This is a genomic window from Glaciimonas sp. OK215 (assembly GCF_057787885.1).
The window spans coordinates 432074-455726 of record NZ_CM173544.1 but is presented as its reverse complement, the minus strand read 5'-3'; the positions used below and the strand labels follow the sequence as shown (position 1 = coordinate 455726).

Annotated in this window: 24 protein-coding genes; 9 read left to right on the top strand and 15 right to left on the bottom strand. The window is 57.2% G+C overall.

Annotated elements, in window-relative coordinates:
• Nucleotides 1-55: 55 nt before the first annotated feature.
• From AC3CHX_RS02110 to AC3CHX_RS02080, 7 genes are all read right to left on the bottom strand, one after another.
• On the bottom strand, nucleotides 56-1384 hold the full coding sequence (locus AC3CHX_RS02110; protein WP_488644697.1) for an MFS transporter: 1329 nt from the start codon (nucleotides 1382-1384) through the stop codon (nucleotides 56-58).
• A gap of 75 nt (nucleotides 1385-1459) precedes the next feature.
• On the bottom strand, nucleotides 1460-2110 hold the full coding sequence (gene otnC / locus AC3CHX_RS02105) for a 3-oxo-tetronate 4-phosphate decarboxylase (protein WP_488642462.1): 651 nt from the start codon (nucleotides 2108-2110) through the stop codon (nucleotides 1460-1462).
• Nucleotides 2107-3441: a 3-oxo-tetronate kinase gene (otnK, locus tag AC3CHX_RS02100; protein WP_488642461.1), complete on the bottom strand. Its 1335-nt coding sequence runs from the start codon at nucleotides 3439-3441 to the stop codon at nucleotides 2107-2109. The genes otnC and otnK overlap by 4 nt, the downstream gene beginning before the upstream one ends.
• A 4-nt stretch (nucleotides 3442-3445) precedes the next feature.
• Nucleotides 3446-4339 (bottom strand): L-threonate dehydrogenase, encoded by an 894-nt coding sequence (gene ltnD / locus AC3CHX_RS02095; RefSeq protein WP_488642460.1) that lies wholly within the window; start codon nucleotides 4337-4339, stop codon nucleotides 3446-3448.
• Between the two features lie 21 nt (nucleotides 4340-4360).
• Entirely contained in the window at nucleotides 4361-5122 is a 762-nt protein-coding gene (locus AC3CHX_RS02090) for a FadR/GntR family transcriptional regulator (protein WP_488642459.1), read from the bottom strand.
• 298 nt (nucleotides 5123-5420) lie between these two features.
• Nucleotides 5421-6419 (bottom strand): phosphate/phosphite/phosphonate ABC transporter substrate-binding protein, encoded by a 999-nt coding sequence (gene phnD / locus AC3CHX_RS02085; protein WP_488642458.1) that lies wholly within the window; start codon nucleotides 6417-6419, stop codon nucleotides 5421-5423.
• 171 nt (nucleotides 6420-6590) lie between these two features.
• Nucleotides 6591-7904, bottom strand: a complete 1314-nt coding sequence (locus AC3CHX_RS02080; RefSeq protein WP_488642457.1) for a haloacid dehalogenase-like hydrolase — start codon at nucleotides 7902-7904, stop codon at nucleotides 6591-6593.
• Nucleotides 7905-8186: 282 nt separating this feature from the next.
• On the opposite strand from AC3CHX_RS02080, the gene AC3CHX_RS02075 reads away from it, so the two are divergent.
• Nucleotides 8187-8408 carry a hypothetical protein gene (locus AC3CHX_RS02075; RefSeq protein WP_488642456.1) on the top strand — a complete coding sequence of 74 codons (222 nt, stop codon included), beginning with the start codon at nucleotides 8187-8189 and terminating at the stop codon, nucleotides 8406-8408.
• Nucleotides 8409-8463: 55 nt separating this feature from the next.
• Nucleotides 8464-9300: an AraC family transcriptional regulator gene (locus tag AC3CHX_RS02070; RefSeq protein ID WP_488642455.1), complete on the top strand. Its 837-nt coding sequence runs from the start codon at nucleotides 8464-8466 to the stop codon at nucleotides 9298-9300.
• Between the two features lie 25 nt (nucleotides 9301-9325).
• Here the strand turns inward: AC3CHX_RS02070 and AC3CHX_RS02065 are convergent, their stop codons facing one another.
• Entirely contained in the window at nucleotides 9326-9913 is a 588-nt protein-coding gene (locus tag AC3CHX_RS02065; protein WP_488642454.1) for a LysE family translocator, read from the bottom strand.
• Between the two features lie 119 nt (nucleotides 9914-10032).
• Nucleotides 10033-11352, bottom strand: coding sequence for an MFS family transporter (locus tag AC3CHX_RS02060; protein WP_488642453.1), 1320 nt, complete (start codon nucleotides 11350-11352; stop codon nucleotides 10033-10035).
• 278 nt (nucleotides 11353-11630) lie between these two features.
• Between AC3CHX_RS02060 and AC3CHX_RS02055 the strand changes: the two genes are divergently transcribed.
• The 6 genes from AC3CHX_RS02055 to AC3CHX_RS02030 all read left to right on the top strand — a co-directional run bounded on the left by AC3CHX_RS02055 (nucleotide 11631) and on the right by AC3CHX_RS02030 (nucleotide 15909).
• Nucleotides 11631-12359 (top strand): hypothetical protein, encoded by a 729-nt coding sequence (locus tag AC3CHX_RS02055; RefSeq protein WP_488642452.1) that lies wholly within the window; start codon nucleotides 11631-11633, stop codon nucleotides 12357-12359.
• Nucleotides 12356-13123 (top strand): tyrosine-protein phosphatase, encoded by a 768-nt coding sequence (locus AC3CHX_RS02050; RefSeq protein ID WP_488642451.1) that lies wholly within the window; start codon nucleotides 12356-12358, stop codon nucleotides 13121-13123. The genes AC3CHX_RS02055 and AC3CHX_RS02050 overlap by 4 nt, the downstream gene beginning before the upstream one ends.
• Nucleotides 13124-13214: 91 nt before the next feature.
• Nucleotides 13215-13658 carry a DUF2946 domain-containing protein gene (locus tag AC3CHX_RS02045; protein WP_488642450.1) on the top strand — a complete coding sequence of 148 codons (444 nt, stop codon included), beginning with the start codon at nucleotides 13215-13217 and terminating at the stop codon, nucleotides 13656-13658.
• Nucleotides 13659-13744: 86 nt separating this feature from the next.
• Nucleotides 13745-14632 (top strand): hypothetical protein, encoded by an 888-nt coding sequence (locus AC3CHX_RS02040; protein ID WP_488642449.1) that lies wholly within the window; start codon nucleotides 13745-13747, stop codon nucleotides 14630-14632.
• Nucleotides 14633-14644: 12 nt separating this feature from the next.
• Complete coding sequence (locus AC3CHX_RS02035) at nucleotides 14645-15037, top strand: copper resistance CopC family protein (RefSeq protein ID WP_488642448.1); 393 nt, start codon at nucleotides 14645-14647, stop codon at nucleotides 15035-15037.
• Entirely contained in the window at nucleotides 15037-15909 is an 873-nt protein-coding gene (locus AC3CHX_RS02030) for a CopD family protein (protein WP_488642447.1), read from the top strand. The genes AC3CHX_RS02035 and AC3CHX_RS02030 overlap by 1 nt, the downstream gene beginning before the upstream one ends.
• A 19-nt stretch (nucleotides 15910-15928) precedes the next feature.
• Here the strand turns inward: AC3CHX_RS02030 and AC3CHX_RS02025 are convergent, their stop codons facing one another.
• Nucleotides 15929-16615 (bottom strand): Fe2+-dependent dioxygenase, encoded by a 687-nt coding sequence (locus AC3CHX_RS02025; protein WP_488642446.1) that lies wholly within the window; start codon nucleotides 16613-16615, stop codon nucleotides 15929-15931.
• 18 nt (nucleotides 16616-16633) lie between these two features.
• Entirely contained in the window at nucleotides 16634-18811 is a 2178-nt protein-coding gene (locus AC3CHX_RS02020) for a TonB-dependent receptor (protein ID WP_488642445.1), read from the bottom strand.
• Nucleotides 18812-19195: 384 nt separating this feature from the next.
• On the opposite strand from AC3CHX_RS02020, the gene AC3CHX_RS02015 reads away from it, so the two are divergent.
• A complete protein-coding gene (locus AC3CHX_RS02015) occupies nucleotides 19196-19657 on the top strand; it encodes a CHRD domain-containing protein (protein WP_488642444.1) in 462 nt (153 codons plus the stop codon).
• A gap of 141 nt (nucleotides 19658-19798) precedes the next feature.
• Here the strand turns inward: AC3CHX_RS02015 and AC3CHX_RS02010 are convergent, their stop codons facing one another.
• The 4 genes from AC3CHX_RS02010 to AC3CHX_RS01995 all read right to left on the bottom strand — a co-directional run bounded on the left by AC3CHX_RS02010 (nucleotide 19799) and on the right by AC3CHX_RS01995 (nucleotide 23651).
• Nucleotides 19799-21493, bottom strand: coding sequence for a SulP family inorganic anion transporter (locus AC3CHX_RS02010; RefSeq protein WP_488642443.1), 1695 nt, complete (start codon nucleotides 21491-21493; stop codon nucleotides 19799-19801).
• A gap of 3 nt (nucleotides 21494-21496) precedes the next feature.
• Nucleotides 21497-21649, bottom strand: coding sequence for a hypothetical protein (locus AC3CHX_RS02005; RefSeq protein ID WP_488642442.1), 153 nt, complete (start codon nucleotides 21647-21649; stop codon nucleotides 21497-21499).
• A 148-nt stretch (nucleotides 21650-21797) separates the two neighbouring features.
• A complete protein-coding gene (locus AC3CHX_RS02000) occupies nucleotides 21798-23189 on the bottom strand; it encodes an MFS transporter (protein WP_488642441.1) in 1392 nt (463 codons plus the stop codon).
• Nucleotides 23190-23495: 306 nt separating this feature from the next.
• Entirely contained in the window at nucleotides 23496-23651 is a 156-nt protein-coding gene (locus AC3CHX_RS01995) for a DUF3096 domain-containing protein (RefSeq protein WP_488642440.1), read from the bottom strand.
• Nucleotides 23652-23653 lie beyond the last annotated feature (2 nt).

Genomic DNA, 23653 nt, shown 5'->3' with positions numbered 1-23653 from the left:
CAGCCTCCTCAAATTATCCATCGGCAGCGTCCACACGCTGCCGCACAATCATGATCTACTTATTCACCATCCTGGCCGATGTCCGCGAAATGGCGAAAGCACCGAGCACCAGCATCCCGGCCAGCATGAACATGCCGCTCTGATTGCTATGGGTCGTATCTTTCAGCCAGCCGACCAGGAACGGACTGACGAAACCGGCCAGGTTACCGACCGAATTGATTACCGCAATGCCGGCGGCTGCCCCGGTACCTGACAAAAATGCGGTTGGCAACGACCAGAACAATGGCGAGCAGGTCAGCACACCCATGGCCGCCAGCGACAGGAAGGTGATGGCGATCACGGTGTTATCCGCCGCCAGCGCCGACACGACGAACCCGACCGCACCCAGCAACGCCGGTATCATCAGATGCCAGCGCCGCTCACGCAAGCGATCCGAGCGGCGTCCGATCAAGATCATCGCCACTACCGCACACAGAAATGGAATCGCACTGATCAGGCCGATATTCAGCGCGCCTGCGACGCCGGAAGCCTTGACCAGCGTCGGCAACCAGAACGTCAAGCCGTACTGGCCCATGACGATACAAAAATAGATCAGGCACATATGCCAGATGCGGATGTCCTTGAACACGCCGGCGGTCGATTTTGGGCTGACCTTGTCTTTCTGGTCGGCCAGGATGGCGGCTGCCAGGAAATCTTTTTCCGCATCGTTGAGCCACTTGGCCTTCTGAATGCTGTTGTCCATCACGAACAGCACGGCGATGCCGATCAGGAGGGCTGGAATCGCTTCGATCATGAACATCCATTGCCAGCCGTGCCAGCCGCTGGAACCGTGGAAAGCCTGCATGATCCAGCCCGATAACGGGTTGCCGAAAATGCCGGACAGCGGGATTGCCGCCATGAACGTCGCGACCACTTTCGCGCGCCGATGCGACGGGAACCAGTAGGTCAGATACAGAATGATGCCGGGATAAAATCCCGCTTCGGCCAGACCCAGCAGAAAGCGTAAAACATAGAACTGCGTCGGGGTCTGGACCCAGACAAAACACGCCGACAACAGTCCCCAGGTAATCATGATGCGGGCGATCCACATCTTGGCGCCGACCCGGTGCATGATCAGGTTGCTGGGTAACTCGAACAGAAAATATCCGAGGAAAAAAATCCCGGCGCCGAGGCCGAAGACGGTTTCGCTAAATCCCAGGTCGGCCGACATTTGCAGCTTGGCAAAACCGATATTCACGCGATCCAGATAGGCGATCACATAGCACAGCATGATGAATGGCACGAAGCGCCAGAAGACCTTTTTGTACAGGCCGTCGGCATCGATGCATACCTTGTTTGACGCACCCGGTTTACTGGAACCGGCCGGCTTATCCACCAGATTAATTGTTTCTGACATCTTGTCTCCATCTTTGGATTGATAAAAATGATTAGCGGCGCGGCTATTTTTATTCGTTAAAATTTACCAGCGCACGCCGAATGTCCGGCATAACTCTTCGATCTCGGCAGATCCCAGCGCTGCCGGTTTGTCCCTCAACATCATCCACAAGCGCGCTGTTTCTTCCAGCTCTTCCAGCACGCATGCCGCTTGCGAAACACTTTCGTGCCAGACCACCGGCCCCAGTCGCTCCAGCAACACCCCGCGCACCGAATTTGCCAGCGCACTGACTTGTTGCGCCACTTTCGGATCACCGGGACGGCAATACGGAATGAGCGGAATGTGGCCGACCTTCATCACCTGATACGGCGTGATCGGCGGCAACACGTCATCCACACGCCAGACCCCGGCCAACGTCAGGGCGACCAGATTGGTCGAATGGGTATGCAGCACCGACCGCACTTGCGGGTTGTTGTCGTAGACCGCGCGATGCAGCGTCAGGGTCTTCGATGGCTTGTCGCCACTGATCCACCGCCCGCTCGCATCGACCTTGGCAATCTGCGCCGGGTCCAGCGTGCCCAGACAGGCATCGGTCGGCGTAATCAGCCAGCCGTCGTCAAGCCTGACGCTGATATTCCCGGCCGACCCCACGGTGTAACCGCGTTGATACAGGCTAGCACCGATGCGGCAGATTTCCTCGCGCAAAGACTGCTCTTTAAGGCACAAGCTAGTCATTGCCCGGACTCCACAGATTGTGTTGCAGCTATCCTTGCATCGCCCAGTTCACGCAAGGCTTTTTCAAAGAAGTCAACGGCGCCGAAATTGCCCGACTTGAGTGCCAGTCCCAGCGGCACGTCGCCGATCGATTGGGTGGCCGGCACCCCTGGATCAATCTGCTTGCCGATGCGCAGGGCAGTGACGTTAAGCGCCTTGACCACCGCGCCGGAGGTTTCGCCGCCGGCAATCACGAAGCGCCGTACACCCATGGCAAACAGACCCCAGGCAATCTTGGCCAGGGTATATTCAATCAAGGCTCCGGCACGCCCCACGCCGAGTTCAGCCTGTACCTGCTTGACCTGATCCGGCGTTGTGGTGGCGTAAATCAGCGGTGCCTGTGTGGCCAGATGCTGCTGGGCAAATGCCAGCGCGGCCGCAACTACCGGTTCGCCGCGGGCGACGGCCAGCGCATCGACGCGGAAGGATGGGTATTTTTCTTTCCAGGCGGCGACTTGCGCATTGGTCGCCAGCGAGGCGCTGCCGGCCAGCACCACCGACCAGCCGTCAATCGGCGGCAACGCGCCGGCCTGGGCACTGTGTGTCGGGTTCAACAAACCGGCACGGACGAAATTCCCGGGCAGACCAAGTGCGATGCCGGAACCGCCAGTCACCAGCGGCAAATCCGCGCAGGCCGCGCCGATTGCATACAGATCCCGGTTTTCCAGCGCATCGACGATCGCCATGCGCGTGCCCTGCTGGCGTAGCGCGCTGAATTCGGCGCGAATGGCGGCAGTGCCCTGCGCCACTACCGGGTAGCCAACCAGACCGACTGTGGCGGCGGTTTGCTGTTGCAGCACACGCACCAGATTGGCATCGGTCATCGGCGTCAGAGGATGGTTTTGCATCCCTGATTCGTTGAGTAACTGGTTATGGATAAACAGGTGGCCGCGATACAAGGTGCGGCCGGTTTCCGGGAACACCGGGCAGGCAATCGTGAAATCCGCGCCCAACGCATCGAGCAAGGCATCGGTCACCTGGCCGATATTGCCTTGCGCAGTGGAATCGAAGGTGGAACAGTATTTAAAGAAGAATTGCCGGCAGCCCTGTTGCTGCAGCCACGCCAGTGCCGCCAGCGACTCCGCGACGGCTTGACTGACCGGCATCGTGCGCGACTTCAGCGCCACGACGATGGCATCGACAGCGGTCGGTGCAACGTCCGGCACGCCGATGGTTTGCACGGTACGCATACCTTCGCGTACCAGCATGTTGGCGAGGTCTGTTGCGCCGGTAAAATCGTCGGCGATACAGCCGAGCAAAGGCTGGGTTGCTTGCTTGATTGCGTTCGACATCGGCTTACTCCGTCGCCACCGGTAAAGTGATACCGGGGAAAATTTTAATCACGGCGGAATCGTCCTCGCCCCCATGGCCGGCGGTCGATGCCATCATGAACATCTGATGCGCTGCCGCCGATAACGGCAACGGGAATTTGCTGGTGCGCGCGGTATCCAGTACCAGTCCCAGATCCTTGACGAAAATATCGACTGCCGACAGCGGCGTATAGTCCGCCTTCAGGATATGTGGCACACGGTTTTCAAACATCCAGGAATTCCCTGCACTATGCGTGATGACCTCATACAGCGCATCCGGATCGACCCCTTCGCGCATGCCCAGCGCCATCGCTTCGGCCGCGGCAGCGATATGCACGCCGGCCAGCAATTGATTAATCACTTTGACCTTGGAGCCGACACCGTGGGTGTCGCCAAGCCGATACACCTTGCCGGCAATCGCCGCGAGTACCGGTTCCGCTTTGGCATACGCCGCGGCCGGCCCGGACGTCATCATCGTCATTTCACCGGCATTGGCGCGCGCCGCGCCGCCGGACAACGGGGCGTCCAGCAACAGCAGTTGTTGCGCGGCCAGCCGTTCGCCCAATTGGACGGCAAACTCCGGCGCCACGGTCGCACTGGCAATCACCAGCCCGCCTGGCTGCATGCTTGCTGCGGCGCCGTTTGCGCCAAACAGCACTTGTTCGGTTTGCGCTGCATTGACCACCACCGTGATCACCACATCGCATAGCGCGCCAAGCTCGGCCGGGGTGCTGCAAGCAATCCCGCCTTCGCTGGCGAACTGCTCCAGCACGGCTGGCCGCACGTCACATGCATGCGTGCGTAAGCCTGCGCGTAACAATGAACGGGCAACGCCCAAACCCATGGCACCAAGGCCGATGACACCTACGTTTGTGGTCATGACTAATCCTGTTTTGATAATTTATTTGGGTTGTTTGGGCGCGCTCCTGGCGCCGCTTTTCTTGACGGATACAGCTGCGGCCGTGCCCTGCGACAGGCGGCGTGCCGCATTGAACATGTGCGTCTGCGCCGCATTCCGCGCGCTGAGCGCATCGCCGGCCGAGATTGCCGCAGCGATCGCCGCATGTTCCTCATACACCTGGCGCATAAAATCGTCGCGCCGCGCTTCGTTGGTGCGGGTAACTGCGGTGGCGGCTTCCAGGTATTGATTCAGGAACGCCAGCGTTTGCAACAGGAACGGGTTGCCTGTGGCTGCGGCGATGCTGCGGTGGAACAGGACGTCCGCCTTGACGCCATCGCCGCCGGCGACCACGTCGGCTTCGATCCCGCGCAATGCGGTTTCGATCGCTTTTAACTGGCGCGGCGTACGGCGCATCGCTGCCAGTGCCGCCACCTCGGCTTCAATCGCGCGCCGCAACTCGACGATCTGCAGCACGGCATCGGCCGCCGATGCTGCGTCAAACTGAATGCGCAGCGGCCGCAGATGGCCCTGCTCGCTGACGTACACGCCGCTGCCCTGGCGCGGCTCGACCGCGCCTTCATTCTTCAGGCGCGAAATCGCTTCCCGTACCACGGTGCGGCTGACGCCATATTCCTCGGACAACACCGGCTCGGTCGGCAGCTTTGCACCGGGACCGTATTCCCCGCTTTCGATCTTTCTGAGTAGTTCCTGCGCAACGGTGTCGCTCAGCGATGCACGATTGGCGGCCAGCTTTTTGAACATGATGTCTCTTTTATCTAATATTTTTGTCGCAAAGTGAACATATCATCATATGACTTTCGATAAAAATCAAGCCTTCGCGAAAATTATTTTCAGACGTGGATAGCAAAATCTCCCAGTTGACCGCGTGCCAACAGGTATTTTGCGCTGCAACCAGCCATGTGATTTATGCGTGAATTCTGCGTGCTGAAGGAAATGTACGCGATGTCTTGCTAACACGCCTCGGCAGCATTGTCTGTGTTTTCCGGACGCTTGCACGAGCCTGCACCTTCGGCTCGCGCAATGGTTTTCCAACTTCCTGTTAGCGCACGCGTGCCATTTCCAGGGTCGCGCTGAGCTTCCCGAAACGGGCGGTAATATCGTCGAAAGCCTTTTGCTTTTGCTTGGCGGTCAAATTGGCGTCGTACATATTGCTGCGCAACTGACTGAACATGGTGAGGTCGGCGATCGGTTTCAACTGGGCGTCAGTGGAATGCCGAAAACCGGACAGGTCGAGGATCTTTTCCAGCACGTCGGGTTGACTGGCTGGATTTTTCGGTTTGCCATAGGTGACAAAGAATTCTTCGATCCGGGCCTTGGTCGCACCCGGTAAATCCTTGCGGTACAGCAGCGGATCGTTGCCGATCAGGGGCGAGGTCCAGATGACCCGCACTTTGCTGAATTGCTCAGGCGCTTCCTTTTTCAGTCGATCCAGTTCTTCGGTATTGTAGGTCGCCACGTCGGCCTGGCCGTCGATCACTGCCTGCAGATTCTTTTTGTGATTGCCGACCGTGACTTTCTTGAACAGTTTTTCAGGCTCTACCTTGTTTTTGGAGAATGCATAGTAGGCAGGCACCAGATAGCCGGAGGTCGAATTCTTGTCGCCGTCGTAGAAACTGTAGACGCCCTTGTTCGCCAAAAGGTCTTCAAACGATTTGACCGGACTCTTGGCCGCAGTGATCAGCACCGACTTGTAGCCATACGAACCGTCTTTTTTCACCATCTGGGCAAAAATCGTCGTTTGCTTGTCTTCCACCGCTTCCAGAGCGCTCTTGCCGCCTAACCAGGCGACCTGGATGGTGTTGGATTTCAGGCCGGCCACGATATCGCTGTAATTGGTGGACACTACCGTACGGACTTCGGCCTTTGTGTATTTTGCAAAATCATCGATGACCGGCTGCCAGCGTTTTTGCGTATCTTCAACCGTGGTGGTTGATATCAGGCCGACGGTGATTTTTTTTGCATTGTCATCGTCCTTGGCGAACGCACATGTCACGACCATGGAACACAACACAAGAATGACTTTGAGTATTTTTTTCATAAATTGCCTATCTGACTCTTATTGGAATGGTGATGAAATAGCTTGCTTCGGCCGCGCCGTGGCAACGGCCGAGTCAATTTGAAACAATGAATCGTGTGTGAAAAACCCGCTTTGCCTCCGGCCAACATCGGCCAGTTTGCAAATTAGCAGACGAAGTTGCTCAGGCCGGCTTCAACCGAGTAGCGTTTCACTCGATTTGCCGAACTTGATGCTGGCCTCGGACGGCATCCAGTTACCGGTCAGCTCATTCCGGCCTTGCAGCAGGAAACGTGGCGTCCTGGTCGGGATTTGATCCGCCGCCAGCTTGGACAGATCGCCAATCTTGCCCTTTTTCAGACGATTCACGATCATGCCCAACTGGGTATCCGGAAAATCGCGCAGCATGTCGTAGTCGCCATCGCTGTCACCGGCCACGAAGATCGGCCCGTAACCCTTGCGCGCCACCAGTTCGCTTTTGATGACCTGTGATTTTCCCGGTCCCCAGTTGAGCGGCCAGCCGGCTTTGTATTGGTTGACGAACACGCCGTTGGCGTTTTCCAGGCGCAGGCCGATGACATGCTCGCGCTTGACGTTGTAGCCGTATTTGGGCGTCGTCGCAAACACCGCCACCACCTCTTCCAATGACGCCGAACTGATATACACATCGATCCCGCTTTGCTGGAATGCGTCCATCAATGTCGCAATCTCGGTGCACAGGCGAATGCCGTGAAAATGCGTCACGCTGACGACGCCCGCCTTGCCGGGCAGCGTCGATGGGCTGGTGTACTTGGTTTTGCTCAGTCCCAGACCCAGATTCCGGTCGTTCGACGCCTCGGCCAATTTTTGCACTTCCTCGACCGACATGTTGGTGAAGAAATAAATGACCCATGGATAGCCGACATTCACGCCATAGGTTTCGTTGACGGCTTCGTAGAGGTAATACAGCTTGGCGCGGAAATCCAGAAACTGCGTAGTCTCGTGAATCTCTTCCAGCTTCTTGCCGCCCTTCAGTTTCTCGCAGTTCTCATACAAATATTGATAGTCGTCATCGATATCGCTGCAAATGGCTTCCAGGTCGACGATCTTGCCGGCAGCGTTTTTGTAGTCGGCGGCAAACGGTCCGGCCGGGACATTCTGGCGAATGATGGCGGCGAGCTCCTTGGGAGTCAGCTTGAACGACAGGGTATTGATCTGGTACATGAACAATGCCTCTTCGGTATCGTTCATGATGCTGGTGTTGTCCCAGTCGAAGACGGCGTAAGGACGGCGCTTGGGGTTGTAGCCGATGCTGGCGTTGCCATTGCGCGCCAGCAGCGCCTGCAATTGCTGATGGTTGCGCGCTCCCCATTTGGCGCGGTCCAGTGTCAAGCCGGCGGCTGTGGCTTCTTTGGCCAGCGTCCGTGAAGGCATGGCTGCAGCGGCAAGCCCCGCCGCTATCCCGCCGGTTAATAGCATGCGCCGTTTTTGCAGAATATTTTTGTCTTCCAGTTTTCTTGCGCTTTTCATTGCTGCGGCCTCCCTGTGCCAGTCGAAATATATTTTTTATTTCCGCTCGGCTGGCCGCTTTGATCCGTCCAGACGAGCAGCCGAGCACACTAGCATATTTTCATGTCGAAACATTACGCACGGGCAAAGAAAAACGCATATTTAGTCGATCCTGAAAGCGCGGGTTGGGCGGGCAAAGGCCATGCGTTCTTCCATTGGTTGTTCTTGCTTTGATAGCCGTTTCTTGGCAAGCTGTCCGCTGTGAGTATCTAAGTACGAGTCTCTTGAATAGGATCAGACCAAATGAACGCAGTCAGGATTGTGGGAATCGTACTGATCGTAGCCGGCACCTTGGGCCTGGCATATGGCAGCTTCAGCTATACCAAGGAGACCCATGAGGCCTCGCTGGGACCGATCAAGCTGTCGATAAAGGAAGAGCAGACGGTCAACATTCCAGTCTGGGCTGGCGTGGGGGCGATAGCGATTGGCGGCGCGCTCCTGCTGTTTGGAAGCAAGAAGAGCTAGCCGGGCAAGCTGAAACGCGCGCGACAAATTTCGAATCTGCATATGACGGAGAAAAATGGCGTTCTCTCCATTAAAAGATATTCCCGTGCCGACATTCTGGCGTGACGAAACGCTTCCGTTTGTCGAGGCGCGCTCAACCCGGGACGGTCGTCGCGTCTGCTATGCCAGACACTCGCACGAAACCTTCTCAATCGGTGCAGTCATGGGCGGACGCAGTACCTACCTCAACGGGAAGGTTCAGGAACGCATCGGTGCGGGTTCGGTGGTCGTCATGAACCCGGAGGATGTCCACGCCTGCAATCCTGTCGGCGATCAGCCGTGGTCGTATCGCATGCTGTATGTCGACGTGCCTTGGCTGACGAATCTTCAGCATGAGCTTGGCTTTAACCCCAACCTGGAACTCAGAGCGTTCTCAACGACCGCGACCGCCGAACCTGTGCTTTTTGCGGGGCTGAATCGTCTATACGGCATATTGACTGACGAGCATGCCGAGCATCTGCAAAAGCACAGTGCGGCCATCACCTTCTTTGCGGCGGCGCAACAGCTGCTCGACCCTGTGCCTTCCCTGACAAGAGACGCAAACCACAAGCTGATACGCGCAGCCGAGTTCATCAGCGAGAACTTCACGCGCTCGCTGAAGCTGGATGAAATCTGCGCCGCGGCCGACCTTTCAGCGTCATATCTGATCCGCTCGTTCAACAAACACTACGGTATGACGCCGCACACCTACCTGATCAATCGCCGCATCCAATACAGCCGGGAACAGCTCAGGCGGGGTCGCACGATCGCCGACGTAGCCCTCGATGCCGGATTCGCAGACCAGGCGCACTTTCAGCGTGCATTTAAACAGTTCCTGGCGGCTACTCCTGGCCAATATCGGGGTCGCGGTTAGGTGGAAGCTGAGCTGTACTGACGGATTAAGTTACAAGCAGATACACGGCGCTGGCTATGAGCAACCCGGCCATCAGACGATTAAACAGCCGGACATGCCTGGCGTCCTGAAAGTATTGACGCAGAAACGTTCCAGCATAAGCCCAGCAGGCGATCGATCCATAGCAGATCACAAAGTAGACGGCTGTGAATTGCCAGACCCCCGTACCATCGCCACTGGCCGCATAGGCTCCCATGCCCGCCAGCGATGCCAGCCATGCTTTCGGATTGAGCCATTGCATCGCTGCGCCGTAGATGAATGAGGGCCCGTTTGTTGTATTGCCCATTTTTAGCCGCCCGTCGTCGGTGCCCAGTTTGTAGGCCATGAAAAACAGGAACGCCACCCCGGCCCAGCGGATTGTTTTAGTCAAATGCGGCCAGTGACGCAACAGTTCGTGTAATCCAAAACCGGTCAACAATAGCAACAACGTGAAGCCAACAGTTGCGCCCGTAACGTGGCGCATGCTGGCACTGAACCCGTACTGCGCACCGGCGCTCAGCGCGACTATGTTGACAGGCCCGGGAGAGATCGAGGATGCCAGCGCAAAGGCTGCCATGGAAAGCAAAACGCTCATAAAATACCGTCCGGAAATATCAAAAACCCGATGGTATATGACGATATTGCCAAGCGTATTGAAGAAAACACCCCTATGGTTGGTACGCAGTGCTACTCGCTGCAAGTCACACCAGCCACTCACGGCTCGTGGCGCAAATACCCTTCTTTACTTGGATCGCGCATGCGAATCGCGACCAGCAACGCAATCGCGCACAGTGCTGTGACGTACCAGTAAAAAGTCGATTCCATGCCTATCGATTTCAGTTTCAGTGCAACGAATTCAGCCGAACCGCCGAAGATCGCGTTCCCCAGTGCGTACGACAAACCGACACCCAGTGCCCGCACTTCCGGGGGAAACATCTCGGCCTTGATCAAGCCGCTGATCGAGGTGTACAGACTGATTACCGCCAACGCCAGCAGCACCAGTCCGAATGCCGCATAGGGGTTGGTGACATCAGCGAGCGCATGCAGAATCGGTACCGTGCAAAGTGTCGCCAGCGCGCCAAACCAGATCATCGACGTGCGCCGGCCGATCCGGTCTGACAACGCACCGAACAACGGTTGTATCAGCATATAAACAAGCAGCGCGACCGTCATTACCGCACTCGCCGTTTTGGCGTTCATGCCCGCGGTGTTGACCAGATACTTTTGCATATACGTGGTGAAGGTATAGAAAATCAACGAGCCGCCGGCGGTGAAACCAATTACCGTCATGAACGCGCGCTTGTGCTTCATCAAGCCAGCGATGGTGCCCGCATCCTTGTTCTTGCGCGAATCTGTGGTCGACGTTTCATTCAGCGATCGACGCAAGTACAGCGCCACCACGGCGGCACATGCCCCCAGTACGAATGGCACACGCCAGCCCCAGTCTTTCAGCTGTTCAGTGCTCAGCAACTGCTGCAGAATCACCAGCACCAGCACCGCCAGCAACTGACCGCCAATCAGCGTCACATACTGGAACGAAGCAAAGAAACCGCGTCGTCCCTTGAGCGCAACTTCACTCATATAGGTCGCGCTGGTACCGTATTCACCGCCAACCGACAGACCTTGCAACAAGCGCGCGAACAGCAGTAATGCCGGTGCCGCTGCGCCGATGGCGGCATAGGTTGGCAGGAAGGCGATCAGCAATGAACCGGTGCACATCATCAGCACCGACGTCATCAACGCGGTCTTGCGGCCACGCTTGTCAGCGAGGCGGCCGAACACCCAGCCGCCGATAGGACGCATCAGAAAACCCGCCGCAAACACGCCTGCAGTATTCAACAATTGCGTGGTGGGATTGCCGCTGGGGAAAAATGCCGGCGCGAAATAAATGGCGCAAAAAGAATAGACATAAAAATCGAACCACTCGACCAGATTGCCCGACGAGGCGCCGACAATCGCAAAAACGCGCTTGCGGGTATCTGCTGCAGTTGCATTCTTTTGATCTGCAGATGTTGAAATTTCCTGTAGCGCCATATGAGCCATCCTATCTTTATATATAGATAACGTCTCATCGCATTGTAGGACAAATAACTGCCATGGTGCCATTCAAAATTGCTACCTCAGGCCCGGCAAGCAAACATCGGGCGGAACCGAAATGTTGCTGGCGTGAAGTTTTCTTGCCAGTACGGCATCTTTACCCGCACAACGCAACCATGTCAGCCGGGGAGCCATTCAGACAATATGTCCTCAGGCCTTGTGTAATGATCGAAAAATTGTAAAGATGGGTGTAATAGAGGCGCTATTTGGAGAACATGATGTCTGCACGATTGAAGCTATTGGCGCTATCGCTTGGGGCTTTCTTCGCGATGACCGCCCAGGCCGCCGAAATCAATTTTTCGTCGGAACGCGACTTTGCAGAAATCAACCTCAACATCAAGGACCAGGCGCAAGCCGATTCCGAGTTTGTGGTACTCAGCGTAAAACTCACGCCAGCCGCACAGCGGCGTATGGCAGATGTGACACGCAATGCCTTGCACCAAGAATTAACGATCAGTCTGGACGGCAACGCCGTCAGCACCACCACCGTACACAAAGTGATGAAAAGCCCGCACCTGAAGCTCAGCCTGTCGCGCGAAATGGCGCGCGATGTGTTCCCGAGCCTGCTAGCCACGCCGGTGTCATCGATCTCCCTGTCAGGCTTCTCGATGCCGGAATGGACTCAGGGGAAATGGGTGGAAAGTCCGACCGCAGACGCGCCAATCACAGAGTCCGCAACAGCTGCAACGCTATCCATCGCCAGCAAGATAATCAACGCGATCACCTGCAAGCGCGTCAATCATACGGTGGTGGCGGCCAGCGACTCGGTTGTGGAGTTACGCGTCGACCGGCGCAACAAATGTGTGCTGGATGATGTTGCCGTCAGCAAGCTTATTCTGACCAGAACTACTGAGTCCGGCCGGATTGTGATTTCTCTGTACGCAATAGGCAGTGATTTCAGCGCTGCACCGACCAGAGAGAACACTTATCGCCGGCAAGAATGACGATCCCGTCGCACGACCTGCAATCCCTGTTCCAACAGGTTCAAAATATCCGTGATCTCGGTGGCAAGACCACGCCGGATGGCCGACGGATTCAGACCGGGCGCCTGCTGCGCAGCGCCAATCCGGGGCTCGCCACGCCGACCGATATTGCACAGCTGCAGCGTTTTAATTTCGATGTGGTGATCGACTTCCGCACCGATGGCGAAAAACAGGATGCCGAATACCCGTTCGCAGAGGTGTTCAACTGGATCGCAGATCCGGTAACGGTCGGCAATCTGTCGCAGTCGACCGTGATGCGCATGCTGCAAAATGGCACAGCGGAAGACAGCCGCGAATTTATGATCGCGTTCTACCACGACTTCCCGCTACGGTATCAGGCCCAGTACAAGCGCTTTCTGCAACTCGCCGAACAAAACTGCAACATCCTGTACCACTGCACCGCAGGCAAGGACCGAACCGGTTTCGCCAGTCTCCTGTTACTGTCGGCACTGGGTATCGAGCGCAACGCCATCATCGCCGATTACCTGGAATCCAATCGCAATAACGCCGTCGGCAATACACAGGTACTGGCCCAGGTTGAAAAGTTTGGCTTGTCAGGCGCAGTGATGGCACCGCTGCTGCTGGTAGAACCGGCTTATCTCGACGCGGCGCAACAAGTCATCGATGAAAATTATGGCGGCATGCGGCATTATCTGGAGCGCGTGCTGGAGATTGATGTGGCGTTGATTCGCGCAAACTATCTGGAACCGGTGTCGGCGCTGTAGGCGATCGTTTGCCTACGATTATTGCTGGCGGGCGGGGCGCTATATGGAGGATAATGGCGCCGTCTCATCATAACTAGGCAGATAAATCAGCATGCAGGGCTTACGGCGAATTCGATACGGCGCATGGGTCGGGATACTGGCTATCCTGATGACTGCGTTCGCGCCTATGGTCTCGCAAACTCTGCTGGCCAACCAGTTTCACAGCGGCCATCAAGTCAACCTGGCCGCGCTTATCGAGGCGACGCCACACTGCGCCGTCCATGACGCCATAGCCGCAGAAAACGTTGCGGACAGCGCCGATGCATCGACGGCTATCGATCCGGATCATGCGGCTCAGCACATGCCGCAGCACGATAGCCAGGAGGCCTGTGGCTACTGCAAGCTGTTTGCGCATAGCCCTTTTCTGCTGAACACGCTGCTGCAAATCGACGCCGCAACGATCACCCACCATGCTTACCTGGCCGCCATCGGTGCCGCTTTCCGTCCGTATACCGTCGCCGCCGCCAGTCGCCCACAGCCGCCGCCGCTGACCTGAAACCACTCCGGATCCTGACATGTTGCCGCGCTCCGCGGCACTCGCAGCAAATGCTGCATCACTCTTTCTCGATGGAATCAGACATCATGCGAAACGCACTCACACGTGCGGCGTTCGGACTTGCCATGGCAAGCCTGACGCCCTTTAGCCATGCCCATGCCATAGCAGGCGACCGTATCTTCCCGGCCACCATGGCAGTCGACGACCCTGGCGTCGGCGACGAACTCGATTTTCAGTTCGGCCACATCCGGACGTCCAACGACGACGGCGACATTGCCGGCGTGAATACCTGGTCGGCCAACTATGCCAAAACCATCACGCCGAACCTGGCGTTCAGCGTCGGCGGCAACTACACCACCCAGCGCGTCGGCGGCAATCCCACTGTCAAGGGCTTCGACAATCTCGGACTTGGCATCAAGTATCTGGTGTACGTAAATCCTGTACACGAATTCATGCTGTCGGTCGGCGTCGATGGCGACATCGGCGGCAGCGGCAGCAAGGCCATCGGCAACAGTTATTCGACCTACACACCGACGGTGTACGCAGGCAAAGGCTTTGGCGACCTCCCGGATGCATTGCGCTGGCTCAAGCCATTCGCCATCACCGCTACCATGGGCCAGCAATACGCCAGCGACAGCAGTGTTTCGCATGCCCTGAACTGGGGGATGACGCTGCAATACAGCCTGCCGTACTTGCAATCCTTCGTCAAAGACATCGGTTTGCCAAAACCATTCTCAAACCTGATCCCGGTAGTGGAACTGGCGATGAGTACCTGCACCAGCGGCAGTTGCTCAGGCCGTACCACCGGCACCATCAACCCCGGCGTCATTTGGGAGTCGCGCACCGGCCAGATCGGACTGGAAGCGCAGATCCCGGCGAATGGCGCCAGCGGCCATGGCATCGGCGTGCTGCTGCAAACGCACCTGTTTTTCGATGATATGTTCCCGCAATCCATCGGCAAACCGATTTTTTAAAGGCCCCTTACCATGCATAACTCTTCTTTTAGTTATTCGGCTATGCGTGCCGGTTTTCGCCGGTACGCAGTCGTCGGCGCGCTCTGCTTAGGCAGTATCGGTCAGGCCTGGGGCCACGCCCAGCCTGAAACGCAGACTCCCGGTGCCGGTGCGGTCGTCAATGCGCCGCAGGAAGTCCGCATCACTTACGATGCGGCACTTGAACCGGCGTTTTGCAGTCTGACCGTCAGCGATGCGCAGGGCAAGCAGGTCAACCGCGCCAAAGCGGAAGTCGACGCCGGCACCCACAAAACCATGCGCGTAGCGCTACCGGCCTTGCCGGCCGGCATATATCAGGTGAAATGGGTCGCGGTAGCAGATGATGGTCACCGTACCCAAGGCAGCTATAAATTCACGGTGAAGTGATGGAACCGGTGGCCGACTGGTTGCAACCGTTATGTGCGGCGTTGCTGAATTTGGCGCTGGCGGCGGCCGTCGGCGTCGCCGTGTTGCGCGCGGCGGTATCGGCGCCGGCAGCCTCGGGGCGACTCGCCGGCATTGCCCGCCGGGCTTGCGTACTGCTCGGCATCGGACTTGCGGCCTATCTGTGCGCCGGCACCGTTGCGATGACCGCAACCAGTATCGCCGACCTGCCCGCCGCACTCTGGCTGGTACTCACGCAGTCGCATTTTGGCGCCATGATCTGGCTTGCGCTGGCGGCCTGGATCGTGCTGACGGCGGCGACTGCCAGCGTTGCATTGCCGGCGCGAAACAGCTGGTTCGTGGTTGGCCTGGTCGGATTCGCGTTGGCACGGGCGGCGACCGGGCACGCGGCAGATCGGGGCTTCATCAGCTTTTCCATATTGATCCACACGGCACATGTGCTGGCAGCAACGGCCTGGGCCGGATCAGTCGGGATCTGTGTGCTGCTGACGCCTGACTGGTCCGGCTGGCAGCTGCAGCAACGCAGTGCCTTGGCGCATCGCCTGTCGGAAGTGGCTACGCTGGCGCTGCTGGTGGTGGTCGGTAGCGGGCTGTTTAATGTGGCACGGACGCTTGGACATGCCGGCAATCCCTGGGGTTCTGACTATGCCTGGATATTGCTGGCGAAACTTGCTGCGGTGGCGATTGCAGCCGGACTGGGGCTGCGCAATCGCTGGTATTGGTTGGCGCGGCTGGATCGTGATCAGATGGCTGCTGCGGAAGGGTTCAGGCGGGTGTTGCTGGTTGAGGCGGTGCTGCTGCTGGGGGTGCTGGCGTTAGCCGCCAAGCTGGGAACTACCATGCCGGCGCAATAGCACCAAGTCCGACAGGACACTAAATATCGGTCCACATCCGCAACAGATTGTGATAACTGCCAGTCAGTTGCACCAGCGCATGAGAATCGGCCGCGCTTTGATTGAGGCGTTGAATAGCGCTGTCCAGGTCAAATAACAAGGTCCGTTGCGCATCGTCGCGGATCAGGCTCTGGACCCAGAAGAATGCGGCAAGGCGGGTCCCGCGTGTTACCGGTTTGACCTGATGCAAACTGGTTGCGGGATAGATGATCATGTGGCCGGCGGGTAGCTTGACGGTGTGCACGCCGTAGGTGTCCTCCACCAGCAATTCGCCGCCATCGTACTCGTCCGGCTCACTTAAAAACAATGTGGCCGAGATGTCGGTACGCATCTTGGCCCGGGTACCCGGAACCAGTCGTATCGCACCATCCACATGGCTGCCGAATGCCATGCCGCCCTGATACAGATTGAACATCGGCGGGTACACGTGGTTAGGCAGCGTGGCACTGATAAAAAGCGGGTGACGTTCCAGCTCGGCCAGGATCAAGTCACCCAGTTCAAGCGCTATCGGCGCATGCTCGTTGATTTGCAGATTGCGCTTGACCTGTGCGCCCTGATGACCGGCGGTAGCACGGCCGTCAACCCATGCATCGCCCGCGGCATGCAGTTTTTCGCGCACCAGACGCAGCTGTTCGGCGCTCAATACCTTGGGGATTTCTAATAACATGGACGGACAACCTTCACATTAGAAGCGATAAGCTACGGTCGCCAGCAAGGTGCGGCCGAGACCGGGTACCGAGCGCCCGCCGTCGGAGGGAATCAGCGCGTCGATATAATGCTTGTCGGTCAGATTGAGCAAATTCAAACGCACATCATACTTGGCTTGATGATAGGCCACGGTGGCATCCCAGCGCGTGTAACCGCCGGCCGAGACCACATTCGTGTTGCTGGCAAAACGGTTCGACATATAGGTCGCGCCGCCGCCGACTTCCCAGGTCTTGCTCAGGTTGTAGGTGCTCCACAAGGTCGCATTGTCGCGCGGGGTATTCGCCAGGGTCTTGCCTTGCGTGCCGTCCAGTGCCGAGGCGTGCACCACGGTCGGATTCAGATGGGTATAGCCGCCGATGACTTGCCATTGCGGGGTAATGCGGCCGCTGGCGCCGAGTTCAAAGCCGGTGACGCGAACGTCGCCATCGAGTTGATAAACGCCGGTCGTCACCAGCGAACGGGCATTGGTTTTCTCGATATCGAATACTGCCGAGGTGAGCGACAGATCGCCATTGAACAGATCCCATTTGGCACCGACTTCATACGATTTATTGGTTTCCGGCACGACATTTTGCAAGCCGGCGGTCACCGTCAATTGTTCCAGCGACGGGTTGAACGAAGTACCGTACGACGCATAGTAAGACTGGGCATCGGTCGGCTGATAAATCACACCGGCGCGGACGCTGGTGAAACTCACGGTTTGATCGGCGCGCGTCAGTGGCGGCGTACCGGTGGGAATGCTGTTGTTCAGCTCAGCCTGAAAACGATCCCGGCGCAGCCCGCCGACCAGTTTCCATTGTTTATTCAGTTCGATGGTGTCGTTCAGATACGCGGCCAGCGAAGTCGCGCTGGACCGGGCACGATTGCCGAGCGTGGTGGTGACATTCGAAGGCTGCGATTGGTAGACCGGATCAACCAGCGATACGACAGGCAGGCCGTTGCGGGTGGTGCCCGTATTGTCGTATTCATCGTGACTGATTTCAGTGCCGGCAATCATCGTGTGCTTCAGCGTGCCGGTCTCGAATTTGGCAATCAGATCGGTCTGGTTGTCCAGCGTCCGGTCGTGAATGCTGCGGTCGTGGCTGGCCAGCTTGACGTACAACTGGCTCAGCGGCAACGCGGTCGTATTCCCCGCCGCTACCGTCGGCAATGCGGTAAAACTGCCGCCGCTCAGCGTGCCGACGTTATTCGGCGCAGTCTCACGCGCATCGGTGTTGTAATCGCTGAATTGGGTCTGATTACGCAAGGTCAGGTTGGCATTGATCTTGTGCTCGACCCGGGCACTGAGGATAGCGACGTCCTGTACGGTGCGGTCATCATTGAGGCCGTAAAAGGTATTCCGCGAGACTTGTGCAGCATGGCCGTTCACCGGAGGCAGGCCGTAATCCGGCATGTCATGGTTATGCGAGATCAGCGCTGACAACGTGACTTCGGTCGGCGTACCGATCCCGAAGCGCAGTGACGGCGCCACACCGAAATCCTGATTGCTCATCTGGTCACGGGTGGTCTTTGCGTCCTGCCCCATCAGCTCGACCCGGAACGCCGAAGTGTCGGACAACTTGCGGTTGAAGTCGCCAGTCGAGCGCAGCCCGCCATTCGTATCCGCACTGGCAGTAATCTGGTTGGCATCTGCCAGGAATGGCGTTTTGCTGACCTGATTGATCACCCCGCCAGTCGATCCGCGTCCAAACAGCATCGACGAAGGGCCTTTCAGCACCTCGACCGATTCCAGATAGTAGGTGTCGCGATAGTACTGGCCACGATCACGCGAGCCGTCCAGGTACATGTCGGTACGCGCGCTGAAACCACGCAAATTGAAGTTGTTCCCGATCTGCCCGCCTTCCGCGCCACCTATTGTGATACCGGGCACGTTGCGCAATGCTTCTTGCAGCGACGCCACTCCCTGGGCCTCCAGCACCGCACGATTAATCACATTAACGGACTGCGGTATATCGCGGATCTGGGTGGCGACCTTGCCACCCACGGTACTGATTCCCGGGTTGTAATCGGCATGATCGACGACACTCTTGACAGTGACTTCGGGCAGTGCCGCCTCGATCTGGGAGGTTTGCGCAAAAGCGGTTTGTTGCATGGCAACTGGCGCAGCAAAGGCTGCCAGCAAAGCGGCTGCCAATGGCGTGAGGCGTCGGGTCATTACTTCATCCTTGTTCAGTCAGCGGGTGCCCGATGCGATCGGGCAATATAGGTAAAACGGTTGGCAATTGGCTGGCTGGCTGGATCAAGTTACAAACCCGGTTGGCTGACTAAACCACAAGAAGCAATTCAAATAGAAAGTAGGAATTTAATAGGAATGATTCTTATTGTCAATTAGGAGAGCATGAACATATCTCATTTTCAATCAATAAACAACATTCATTTGCAGCAAAAAGCATGTGTACAAATGTTTATTTTGGTGCCAACAGATCGATTTTTAACCTTCCTGAGGCTATCCAACGTCCCCTATCAATGGCTGCGGTGTTATCAAAAACGGAATACACTGGCTTTCCGCATCGATCAATAAGAGAAAAGGAAAATCACGATGTTTACCCTGCATAAATCCGTACGGCCGTATTTGTTTGCTTCTGTCCTGCTGACGACGCTGGTGGCAACCGGTTGCGCGTCGTCGACGGGAACCGACGCAATGGGAATGATGGGCCACAGCATGCAAGCCAAACTGGATGGGGCACATGAAGTACCGCCGAATAATTCACAGGCTAGTGGCATAGTAACGATAGTGGTGGGAGCCGATAAGTCCGTCAGCGGCAAAATCACGACTACCGGCGTCGACGGTAAGGCAGCGCACATCCATGAGGGTGCGCCCGGCACGAATGGTCCGGTGATTGTGCCGCTAAGCAAAAGCGCCGACGACACCTGGTCGGTGCCGACCGGTGCAGTCCTGACCGATGCCCAATATGCCAGCTACCTGGCCGGCAATCTGTACGTGAACGTGCATAGCGCGGCGCATCCCGGTGGCGAAATCCGTGTGCAGCTGACCAAATAATCGCCGCTGTCTTTTCCTGGCGTAAAAAAATGCGACAACGGCCTGCATGAAAATGCAGATCGTCGTCGCATTTTTTGAAACCTCGGTTGAACAGGTGCGAAGCTGCGTTTCTCCGGCTTTCTGGCTAGGGGGAAAAGTCGTCTAAACCAAATCGCCGCCCGCTTGCGCCATACGCACCGTATCGTCGACGCTGAGACTGTTCAGCGCTGAAGCTGGAACAATCACCGGATCAAGTCCTTTCAGCAGGCCATACACCGGGCTCTTGAGGCGCGCCAATAAAAGCCGCTTGCCGTCAGCCCTGACAAACCGATAAAAATCATGCAGCGCCTCGAGGCTCGAACTATCCAGATCCGGCGACTCTTCCAGGCTGATGATCACGCTATGAATCGATCCATCGGCTGCCGTGATGGCGCGACGCGCCTGACTCAGGATGCGCTCCGCGTTGGCAAAGAAAATCGGCTCGTTCGGGCGCAGGATAAGTATGCCCGGCACTGCTTGCGCTTGAGGATATGCCGCCAGATTCACAAAGTCATGGCCTTGTCCGAGGCGTCCCAACACCAGAATCGAGGATGCCGAAAGCTGCCGCAGCATCAAGAACAGACTGATCCCTATCGCCGCCAGCAAGCCGTCCAATACGCCGAACAGCAATACGCCGATCACCGCGCAGATCACCACCAGCCGGTCACGACGCCAGGCAAAGTAAGGTCGAAACAGCGTCGGATTCAAGGTGTGGCTAACCGCGTGAATCACAATCGCCGCCAGCACCGGCACCGGCGTCAGGGCGATACTTGGCAGCAAGGTCAACACGATCGCCAGCACCACCAATGCTGCGACCCAGCCCGCCATGCGCGAGGTGGCGCCACACGCCTCATTGGCCGAAGTGGCAGAATAACCGGCACCGACCGGCATCCCATGAAACAGTCCGGAGACCAGATTCGCTGCGCCCAGCGCCAGCAGGTCGCGATTCGGCGCAACGCTGTCACCATGCTTCATCGCAAAACTGCGAATCGAACCGTACGACTCGGCATACAGAATCATCACCATCGCAAAACCCAGTTCGCCAAGGCGCAACCATTCGACATGCGATATCAAAGGTAAGGTGGGCGCCGCCAATTGCAGATGTATCGTGCCGACCAAGCCGACGCCGTAGTGCGGCAGGTCCAGCCATTTGCCGGCGGCAACCCCGCATGCGATGACAATCAGGCCGCCTGGCACATGCCTGAATCGTGCCAACACAAACAACAAGACCAGCGCGACTGCGGCTACGCCTGTCCCGACCCAGTTCCAGACGGCGATCCGGGCGAATAATTCTGGTACAAAGCGGATTAAATCGCTGTGCACGGGTTGGACGCCGACGACACTGGCGCATTGCTTGAGAATAATCACAATCGCCAGACCGAATGAGAAACCGCGCAGGACCGGCTTGGCGATGAAATCGGTGACGTTGCCCATCCGCGCCAATGCCGCCAGCATAAAGAACACGCCGCTGATCAACACCAGGCCGATCGCCAGTGTCAGCCGCAAGCCATTATCGCCATTCGCGATGGAGGCGGTAGCTGCGGCCAGTACCGCCGCCGAGGACGAAGTGGCTGAAACGATGGCAAAGCGACTGGTACCAAACAAACCGTAACAAAGCAAGCCGGCGAACAAGGCAATCACACCGGCTTGCGGCGGCAGGTTGCCGATACTCGAATAGGCAACCGCCTCCGGCAACAACAATCCGGCAATCGAGAGGCCTGCGATCAGGTCTTGCCAACGATTCCGGCCGCGCTGGTCGCCGATGTCGGCGCGCTCGGCACTGAGCGGATTTTCCGGCCCGGAATTGGCGGCGGCCATGCGTCAAGCTGCGATCACGCCAGACCAGCCCGGCAGATAACGTGCGTCCTGGCTAGCGGCCAGCTTCATCGCCACCTCTTCCTTACCTGCGGTAATCTGAGTCGAATGGAGTTTTTCCAGCTTGACGCTGACAAGTTGTGGAAGAGCGCGTGACATGTCGTTTCCCTGTGAGTGAAAGGTCGACTCTGCGGCCTGAGCGAAGCGGCAATCGCTCAGGCCGATTTTAATGCCTCCAGGTTATTCCGAAGAGGAAATTTTTAATTTCCCGCTTTCTGTCAATCACAAGAAGAACGTATCCCCTCTTCTAGTCGGCAGACAACTCCTCCAACGCCATGCCGCGTGTTTCAATGCCCAGGAAAAATACCAATGCGGCGGCAACAACAAAGCACAACGCGCCGACCGTAAACACCCCTCCCTGGCCCCAGCTCGGCAACACGACACCGACAATATACGGGCCCAGCAACGAGCCGACGCGGCCAATGGCAGAAGCAAAGCCGGAACCCGTCGCGCGGACGCCGGTGGCATACAGCTCGGGCGTGTAGGTATATAGCACGGCCCACATGCCGAACAGGAAAAACTGCATGCACAAGCCGGTCGCTATCAAGGCATTTTCATGCCCGTTCAGCGCGCTTTTTCCATACAGGTAGGCCATCAGCGCCCCGCCTAACAGGGCCACGATGCAAGTCGGTTTGCGGCCCCACTTTTCGACCAGCCATGCGGCAGTCAGGAAGCCGGGAATCCCGCCCAAAGAAATCAAGACGGTGTACATCACCGATTTGGTCACTGCAAAGCCACCTTGTTGCAACAAGGCGCCCAACCATGTGGTCAAACCATAAAATCCCAGCAGCGCAAAGAACCACAAACCCCAGATCATGATGGTGCGCGTCCGGTGCTGGGGCGACCACAAGGCCATGAAGGAGTTGGCGCGACCTGAAATCGCTGCCTGCGGCAAGGATAAGGACCACACCGGCTCGGGTAAGGTCTTCAGTTTGAGGCTGCTCTTTACCTTGCTCTCGAATTTTTGCAAGGCGGCTTCGGCTTCTTCATTGCGCCCGGCATGCTCCAGCCAACGCGGCGACTCTGGAATGAAGCGACGTACCACCAGCAAGAATAAAGCAGGTATGGCCAATACCACAAACACGCTGCGCCAATTGTAGGAAGACAGTACAAAATAGGAAACCAGTCCGGCGCTGATAAAGCCCAAAGGCCAAAAGCCATCCATCAACGCCACATACTTGCCGCGTGCCTTGGCCGGGATAAATTCCGACATCAAGGTTTGTGCCACCGGAAACTCCATCCCCATCCCCACGCCCAACAGAAAACGATACAGTCCAAGCGTGGTCGCATCCGGCGCCGTCGAGCATAAATAGCTGGATAGCCCCCAAATAATCATGCTGACCTGGAATACCGGTTTGCGGCCAAAACGGTCGGCCAACATGCCCGACACCGCCGCCCCCAACACCATGCCGACAAAACTCATGCTCGCCAGTGCGCCCGCTGCCTGGGTGGATAAACCAAACTCGGCTTTAATCGAGCCCAGCACGAAGGTCATCATGCCAAGGTCGATCGAATCAAAGAAAAACGCCAGTGCGATGATGAAAAAAATCATCTTGTGATAACCGCTTACCGGCAAGCGCTCCAGCCGCGCCGCCGCCTGCGGACCGTGCCTGACATGCATTGATGCTGTTCCATCCATAACATTCCCCCTTAAGAATATCTGTGCCCCCTTTTATTTTGTTGCAATTAAATTCGCCGTGAGCTGCAGATAACGACACATACCAGTACATATGCGTCGGAGAACGGTTTGGATAGCGCTGATTCGGCTAGCCCGCGGTCAGGCTATCGGCCAGCGTCATCTGCTCGACCAGTCAATATGAAAGGCAGCACGACCCGGCACGTCACCTGGCCGCCGGCACTGTATTTATTGGGGGGGGATGGCGGGTTAATCGCAGCATGGTGCGAAACCCGCGAAGACTGTCGTTGTTTGCGACTGGATCGCCTTTTAGTGCAAATGAAAATGGCCCATGCCGAATAGTCCTATGACGCCTATCGCGATCAAGTAAATCGCAATAATGAAGTTCAATAACCTGGGCATGACCAAAATAAGAATGCCGGCAAGCAGTGAAACCAACGGTACAACGGTGATGTGAATATTCATAA

Bases quoted from the DNA above. Each gene is read 5' to 3' on its own strand.
- otnC (WP_488642462.1), bottom strand. From the start codon at position 2,110: ATGACTAGCTTGTGCCTTAAAGAGCAGTCTTTGCGCGAGGAAATCTGC.
- otnK (WP_488642461.1), bottom strand. From the start codon at position 3,441: ATGTCGAACGCAATCAAGCAAGCAACCCAGCCTTTGCTCGGCTGTATC.
- ltnD (WP_488642460.1), bottom strand. From the start codon at position 4,339: ATGACCACAAACGTAGGTGTCATCGGCCTTGGTGCCATGGGTTTGGGC.
- AC3CHX_RS02090 (WP_488642459.1), bottom strand. From the start codon at position 5,122: ATGTTCAAAAAGCTGGCCGCCAATCGTGCATCGCTGAGCGACACCGTT.
- phnD (WP_488642458.1), bottom strand. From the start codon at position 6,419: ATGAAAAAAATACTCAAAGTCATTCTTGTGTTGTGTTCCATGGTCGTG.
- AC3CHX_RS02080 (WP_488642457.1), bottom strand. From the start codon at position 7,904: ATGAAAAGCGCAAGAAAACTGGAAGACAAAAATATTCTGCAAAAACGG.
- AC3CHX_RS02075 (WP_488642456.1), top strand. From the start codon at position 8,187: ATGAACGCAGTCAGGATTGTGGGAATCGTACTGATCGTAGCCGGCACC.
- AC3CHX_RS02070 (WP_488642455.1), top strand. From the start codon at position 8,464: ATGGCGTTCTCTCCATTAAAAGATATTCCCGTGCCGACATTCTGGCGT.
- AC3CHX_RS02065 (WP_488642454.1), bottom strand. From the start codon at position 9,913: ATGAGCGTTTTGCTTTCCATGGCAGCCTTTGCGCTGGCATCCTCGATC.
- AC3CHX_RS02060 (WP_488642453.1), bottom strand. From the start codon at position 11,352: ATGGCGCTACAGGAAATTTCAACATCTGCAGATCAAAAGAATGCAACT.
- AC3CHX_RS02055 (WP_488642452.1), top strand. From the start codon at position 11,631: ATGATGTCTGCACGATTGAAGCTATTGGCGCTATCGCTTGGGGCTTTC.
- AC3CHX_RS02050 (WP_488642451.1), top strand. From the start codon at position 12,356: ATGACGATCCCGTCGCACGACCTGCAATCCCTGTTCCAACAGGTTCAA.
- AC3CHX_RS02045 (WP_488642450.1), top strand. From the start codon at position 13,215: ATGCAGGGCTTACGGCGAATTCGATACGGCGCATGGGTCGGGATACTG.
- AC3CHX_RS02040 (WP_488642449.1), top strand. From the start codon at position 13,745: ATGCGAAACGCACTCACACGTGCGGCGTTCGGACTTGCCATGGCAAGC.
- AC3CHX_RS02035 (WP_488642448.1), top strand. From the start codon at position 14,645: ATGCATAACTCTTCTTTTAGTTATTCGGCTATGCGTGCCGGTTTTCGC.
- AC3CHX_RS02030 (WP_488642447.1), top strand. From the start codon at position 15,037: ATGGAACCGGTGGCCGACTGGTTGCAACCGTTATGTGCGGCGTTGCTG.
- AC3CHX_RS02025 (WP_488642446.1), bottom strand. From the start codon at position 16,615: ATGTTATTAGAAATCCCCAAGGTATTGAGCGCCGAACAGCTGCGTCTG.
- AC3CHX_RS02020 (WP_488642445.1), bottom strand. From the start codon at position 18,811: ATGACCCGACGCCTCACGCCATTGGCAGCCGCTTTGCTGGCAGCCTTT.
- AC3CHX_RS02015 (WP_488642444.1), top strand. From the start codon at position 19,196: ATGTTTACCCTGCATAAATCCGTACGGCCGTATTTGTTTGCTTCTGTC.
- AC3CHX_RS02010 (WP_488642443.1), bottom strand. From the start codon at position 21,493: ATGGCCGCCGCCAATTCCGGGCCGGAAAATCCGCTCAGTGCCGAGCGC.
- AC3CHX_RS02005 (WP_488642442.1), bottom strand. From the start codon at position 21,649: ATGTCACGCGCTCTTCCACAACTTGTCAGCGTCAAGCTGGAAAAACTC.
- AC3CHX_RS02000 (WP_488642441.1), bottom strand. From the start codon at position 23,189: ATGGATGGAACAGCATCAATGCATGTCAGGCACGGTCCGCAGGCGGCG.
- AC3CHX_RS01995 (WP_488642440.1), bottom strand. From the start codon at position 23,651: ATGAATATTCACATCACCGTTGTACCGTTGGTTTCACTGCTTGCCGGC.